Raw genomic sequence first — 2,529 nt, 5'->3', positions numbered from 1 at the left:
TGATAGTGAATTTTACTTTTATTTGCTGGCCGTCAGCCGATGTTGTGTCTACCGTATAATCAGTATAATTTGCTTTACTTATTTCAGCTTCATCGCTTGTTTCATATGTTACCTGCCTTGTTAAATAATTAACAGTATTCTGAACGAATGGTATCTTTATATGAATACCCGGTTTAAAAGTCACGCCGACGGTTCTACCGAACTGGGTAAGAACTCTTGTATTCCCCGCCTGGACAACTACAACGCTGTTCAGTATTAGTATTAATGCAAAACTAAAAGCAATAACTCCTACTATAATCTTCCATACAAATTTTTTCATTTTTATACCTCCTTGTGATATTTATTAGACATTTTAGAAGATTTCGTATAATTTTTTAACTGGAAAATTTATAATTATCCATTTATATTTACTTTACCATATAAAAAATATAAAAGTAATATCAGAAAGGATTTTCTGAGTTTCTATAGATATTTTTACTTATATAAAACTCTAGAATTTATTATTAAATTCTTTAAATTTAATTATTTCCCTTAAAAAATGGTTCGAAATGTCACTACCCGGGGTAGACACTTCAAAATTTATAAAAGATAAAAATTTTTTTAATTAATAACAACTCCCTCATTTTTTGGAATCAACTGATACCCCTGAATATCTAAAAACCGGTAACCTTCTCTAAGAATTTTGTGAGATTTTGTAATGTTTATTCTTTGTTTAAAAATTGGTCCGTCTATGACCAGGGAATGAAATTCGCCATTTTCTCCACAGACATCAACACTTTTTAAGCGCTTTATATATTTTAGGAATGACTTATCCAGCTTCCGGCCTAGCCACCCCTTACCAAGAAGGTTTGCTTGTGTTGCAACAATTACTGATTTAAAGCCTAAGTCTATAAAGTCTTGTAAAATTTCCTCCGGATTGTATCCACATAAGGGTTCGATTGACTGAATGCCAAGTTCGTTACAAATCTTATCTGCAAATTCTCTCATATGCAGGAAAATATCACCAAATACCATACCCTCTATACCCTCGGATAAAACGCTTCTTACAGCTTCCTTAAATTCTTTCTCATAAGAGTCAGCATTAGTTTCTATTTGCAGCAGAGGTATATCGATGGCATGTGCCTGTTTTTGGATAATTGTATCTTTTGTTCCATGAAATCGCACTCGCTTGTATTCATTGGAGATAGTATTTAGTAAATAGGAAACGTTATATCCCATTTTAATTGCCTTATAACAGGCCAGGCAACTGTCTTTGCCTCCACTCCATGAGACAATAACTTTCTTCATGCAATAATCACTCCTTGTACTTTTAAATGTAATCTTTTTTAAAGTTTTGTTTTTTGAAGATTATATCATCTGGGCCAGCCAATATTAAATAGAATCTCTTTTACCGATAAATTCAAGTATATTTTATAACAAATTTTATACTTGACAAGTGACATGTTGTCATGCATAATGACAGCTTGTCATATGACAAGCTGTCATAGAAAGGAGCGGCATTATGCCAACAGCTACATTTTTTAATTTACCTGAAGAAAAGAGAGATAAACTTGTTTGTGCCATTAAAGATGAATTTTCGAGGGTGTCATTTGATAAGATATCAATAAATAAAATTATACAGACGGCGGAAATTCCGAGAGGCAGCTTTTATCAGTATTTTACAGATAAAAACGATATGCTCGAATATATTTTATTGGAATATCAAAAACAAATGCTAAGACATATAGAAGAATTCTTACATATAAACAATGGCGATATCTTCAGTATGTTCTACAACATTCTTGAATTTGCCATGGAATTTACCATGGAGGAAAAGGCAAACAGATTTGGCCAAAATTTATTTGCCGACATCAAAGTAAATACTGATTTTTATCTCAAAATGTCAAAAAACACTACCGGAATAGAAATATTAAAAGAATTACAACCTCTCATTAATTTTGATGTTCTCGATTTACGCGAAGAAGATGATTTTGATAATATGCTCAGTGTTCTGTTTTCTATTTGTAGAGATGCAACCGCCGAAGTTTTCTTAAATATTTCTGACTGCGAAAAAACAAAACAAAAATACAAGAAGCAGATTCAGTTATTAAAACGCGGATTCACTAAAAATAAGGAGTAGAACACAATGCTTGAATTAAAAAATATTAAAAAGACCTACCGTGTGGGAGATATCGAAACAAAAGCTTTGAACGATATCAGTGTTGCATTTCGTGAAAAAGAGTTTGTTGCAATTCTTGGTATAAGTGGATCCGGAAAAACTACCTGTTTAAATATCATTGGGGGGCTTGATCGCTATGATTCCGGTGAATTGATTATCAAGGGTAAAAAGACATCAGATTTTAAAGAAAAAGACTGGGATGCCTATCGCAACAATTCGGTAGGCTTTGTGTTCCAAAACTATAACCTGATTATGCACTTGAGCATCGTTGCCAACGTTGAACTCGGTATGGCGCTCAGCGGTGTTTCCCCGAAAGAAAAGCACAAGCGGGCACTTGAGGTTTTAGAGCAGGTTGGATTAGGCGGCCATCT

At 33.4% G+C, this 2,529-nt stretch carries 4 protein-coding genes; 2 read left to right on the top strand and 2 right to left on the bottom strand.

What is annotated here, in order from left to right; genetic code table 11:
- Both WC614_14165 and WC614_14160 read right to left on the bottom strand, forming a co-directional pair.
- Window positions 1-319 (bottom strand): SPFH domain-containing protein (locus WC614_14165; protein MFA5034149.1); only part of this gene is annotated, 319 nt, incomplete at its 3' end.
- 281 nt (window positions 320-600) lie between these two features.
- Entirely contained in the window at window positions 601-1,287 is a 687-nt protein-coding gene (locus tag WC614_14160; protein ID MFA5034148.1) for a diphthine--ammonia ligase, read from the bottom strand.
- A 214-nt stretch (window positions 1,288-1,501) separates the two neighbouring features.
- On the opposite strand from WC614_14160, the gene WC614_14155 reads away from it, so the two are divergent.
- Both WC614_14155 and WC614_14150 read left to right on the top strand, forming a co-directional pair.
- Window positions 1,502-2,119, top strand: a complete 618-nt coding sequence (locus WC614_14155; protein ID MFA5034147.1) for a TetR family transcriptional regulator — start codon at window positions 1,502-1,504, stop codon at window positions 2,117-2,119.
- A 6-nt stretch (window positions 2,120-2,125) separates the two neighbouring features.
- The coding region (locus WC614_14150; GenBank protein ID MFA5034146.1) for an ATP-binding cassette domain-containing protein at window positions 2,126-2,529 on the top strand (404 nt) is incomplete at its 3' end.

The organism is bacterium (genome assembly GCA_041649255.1).
In the GTDB taxonomy this organism is placed as follows: domain Bacteria; phylum Hydrothermota; class UBA3073; order JACQXS01; family JAQTXJ01; genus JAQTXJ01.
The sequence above is the reverse complement of the archived record's forward strand: the minus strand, read 5'-3'. Positions and strand labels throughout refer to the sequence as shown.